Source organism: Seohaeicola sp. 4SK31 (genome assembly GCF_028802875.1).
Lineage (GTDB): Bacteria > Pseudomonadota > Alphaproteobacteria > Rhodobacterales > Rhodobacteraceae > Seohaeicola.
Map to the genome: position 1 here is coordinate 1 of NZ_JARAMP010000071.1, position 2,513 is coordinate 2,513.

2 protein-coding genes are annotated in these 2,513 nt (G+C 62.7%); both read left to right on the forward strand.

Going from position 1 to position 2,513, the window contains the following annotated elements; genetic code table 11:
* Window positions 1–118 precede the first annotated feature (118 nt).
* The gene (gene istA, locus PVW27_RS21345) at window positions 119–1,606 is read left to right on the forward strand and encodes an IS21 family transposase (protein ID WP_443217146.1); all 1,488 of its coding nucleotides are present in this window, start codon (window positions 119–121) and stop codon (window positions 1,604–1,606) included.
* The gene (istB, locus tag PVW27_RS21350) at window positions 1,603–2,367 is read left to right on the forward strand and encodes an IS21-like element helper ATPase IstB (RefSeq protein ID WP_274561210.1); all 765 of its coding nucleotides are present in this window, start codon (window positions 1,603–1,605) and stop codon (window positions 2,365–2,367) included. Before istA ends, istB begins: the two co-directional genes overlap by 4 nt.
* Window positions 2,368–2,513 lie beyond the last annotated feature (146 nt).

Sequence of the window (2,513 nt, forward strand, 5' to 3'; positions counted from 1 at the left end):
TGAGAACGGCGGTGCGAAAGTCGGCCACGGTAGCGGCGGGATGAGCCTGCTGCGGGCGGCGTAAAAGTCGTCCACCTTTACCCTTTCTGGCGACAGGGAGGGCGGGAGGATTTTCACTGTGGATTTGTATCGGAAGGTTCGGCTGGCCTGTGCTGAGGGCATGAGCCAGCGTGAGGCGGCGCGGCATTTCAACATCTCGCGCGATAGCGTAGCCAAGATGATGGCGTTTTCGGTTCCACCTGGATATCGGCGGAAGGCGCCGGTCAAGCGACCGAAGCTGGATGCCTTCACCGGGATCATCGACGGCTGGCTGGACGGCGATCGGGAGGTCCCTCGCAAGCAGCGGCACACGGCGAAGCGGGTGTTTGAGCGGCTTCGCGACGAGCACGGGTTCACCGGCGGCTACACGATCGTGAAGGATTACATGCGGCAACGCGAGCGGCGCGGCCGCGAGATGTTCGTGCCGCTGGCGCATCCGCCCGGTCATGCCCAGGCCGACTTCGGTGAGGCGGTGGTAGTCATCGGCGGCATCGAGCAGAAGACGCATTTCTTTGTCATGGATCTGCCGCACAGTGATGCCTGCTTCGTGCGAGCCTATCCGGCAGCCACTGCCGAGGCTTGGGTGGATGGCCACGTTCACGCCTTCGCGTTCTTCGGCAAGGTGCCGGTGTCGGTCCTCTACGACAACGACCGCTGTCTGGTTGCGAAGATCCTGCCGGACGGGACACGTCAGAGAGCCACGCTGTTCAGCGGGTTCATGTCACATTACCTGTTCCGTGACCGCTACGGGCGGCCCGGCAAGGGCAATGACAAGGGCAACGCGGAGGGGCTGGTCGGTTATTCCCGCCGCAACTTCATGGTGCCGATCCCGCGGTTTGCGACCTGGGGCGCGTTCAACGATTACCTGGAGGCACAGTGCCTCAAACGTCAGGCGGATGTTCTGCGCGGCCAGTCCGAGACGATCGCGGAACGCCTTGAGCGGGATTTGGCCGCGATGGCTGATCTGCCGACAGCGCCATTCGATGCCTGCGATCAGGTCACCGGACGGGTCAGCTCCCAGGCACTGGTGCGCTACAAAACCAACGATTACTCGGTCCCCGTCGCCTACGGCCACCGTGACGTCTGGATCAGGGGATATGTCGACGTGGTCGTGATCGGCTGCGGTGGCGAGGTGATCGCCCGTCATCCCCGCTGCTACGACCGCGAGGACATGGTCTTCGATGCGGTGCATTACCTTCCGCTGATCGAGCAGAAGATCAATGCCCTGGACCAAGCGGCGCCCCTGGCGGAATGGGACCTGCCGTCGGAGTTCACGACCCTACGCCGCCTGATGGAAGCGCGGATGATCAAGGCAGGACGCCGCGAGTATGTGCAGGTTCTGCGCCTGCTCGAGACCTTCGACATCGACGACCTGCATGCCGCCGTAAAGAAGGCCCTGCAATTGGGGGCGGTCGGCTTCGATGCCGTCAAGCACCTTGTCCTCTGCCACGTCGAGAAACGGCCGCCAAAGCTGGACCTCGATGTCTACCCATACCTGCCGCGGGCGAACGTCGAGACCACATCCGCGGCCAGCTACATGGCCCTGATGTCGGAGGATGCGGCATGACCGACACCCCGAAGATCCTGCTCGCGGATCATCTCAAGACGCTGAAGCTGCCCACCTTCCTGCGGGAATACGAGAAGCTCGCCCGCCAATGCGCCGCCGAAGGGCTGGATCATGTCCAGTTCCTGGCACGTCTGGTCGAGCTGGAATTGATCGACCGCGAGCGGCGGATGATCGAGCGGCGTATCAAGGCCGCGAAGTTCCCGGCGACCAAGAGCCTGGACAGCTTCGACTTCAAGGCGATCCCGAAGCTCAACAAGATGCAGGTGCTGGAACTCGCGCGATGCAACTGGATCGAGCGACGTGAGAATGTCATCGCCTTGGGGCCCAGTGGAACCGGCAAGACCCATGTTGCCCTCGGGCTGGGACTGGCGGCCTGCCAGAAGGGCCTCTCGGTCAGCTTCACCACCGCCGCGACGCTGGTCAACGAGATGATGGAAGCCCGAGACGAGCGCCGTCTGCTCCGCCTGCAAAAGCAGCTGGCTGGCGTCAAATTGCTGATCATCGACGAACTGGGCTTCGTGCCACTGTCCAAGACCGGCGCCGAGCTCTTGTTTGAACTGATCTCGCAGCGCTATGAGTGCGGGTCCACGCTGATCACCAGCAATCTGCCATTCGATGAATGGACCGAAACCTTCGGCACCGAGCGCCTGACTGGCGCTCTACTCGACAGATTGACACACCACGTAAACATTCTCGAGATGAACGGCGACAGCTATCGCCTCAGCCAAAGCCGCGCCCGAAAGGCCCGAGCCGCCACCTGATCACACCTGACAGAATTGGCCCTCCGGGCCAATGCGCCATGGCACATGCCAACTATTTGGGGAGCGCACGCGCCATGGCGCTTAGTGCCCCGCCACTGGCCTACTTTTGCGCCGCCACGTGGCCGGTTTTGTCTCCGCCGTTGACA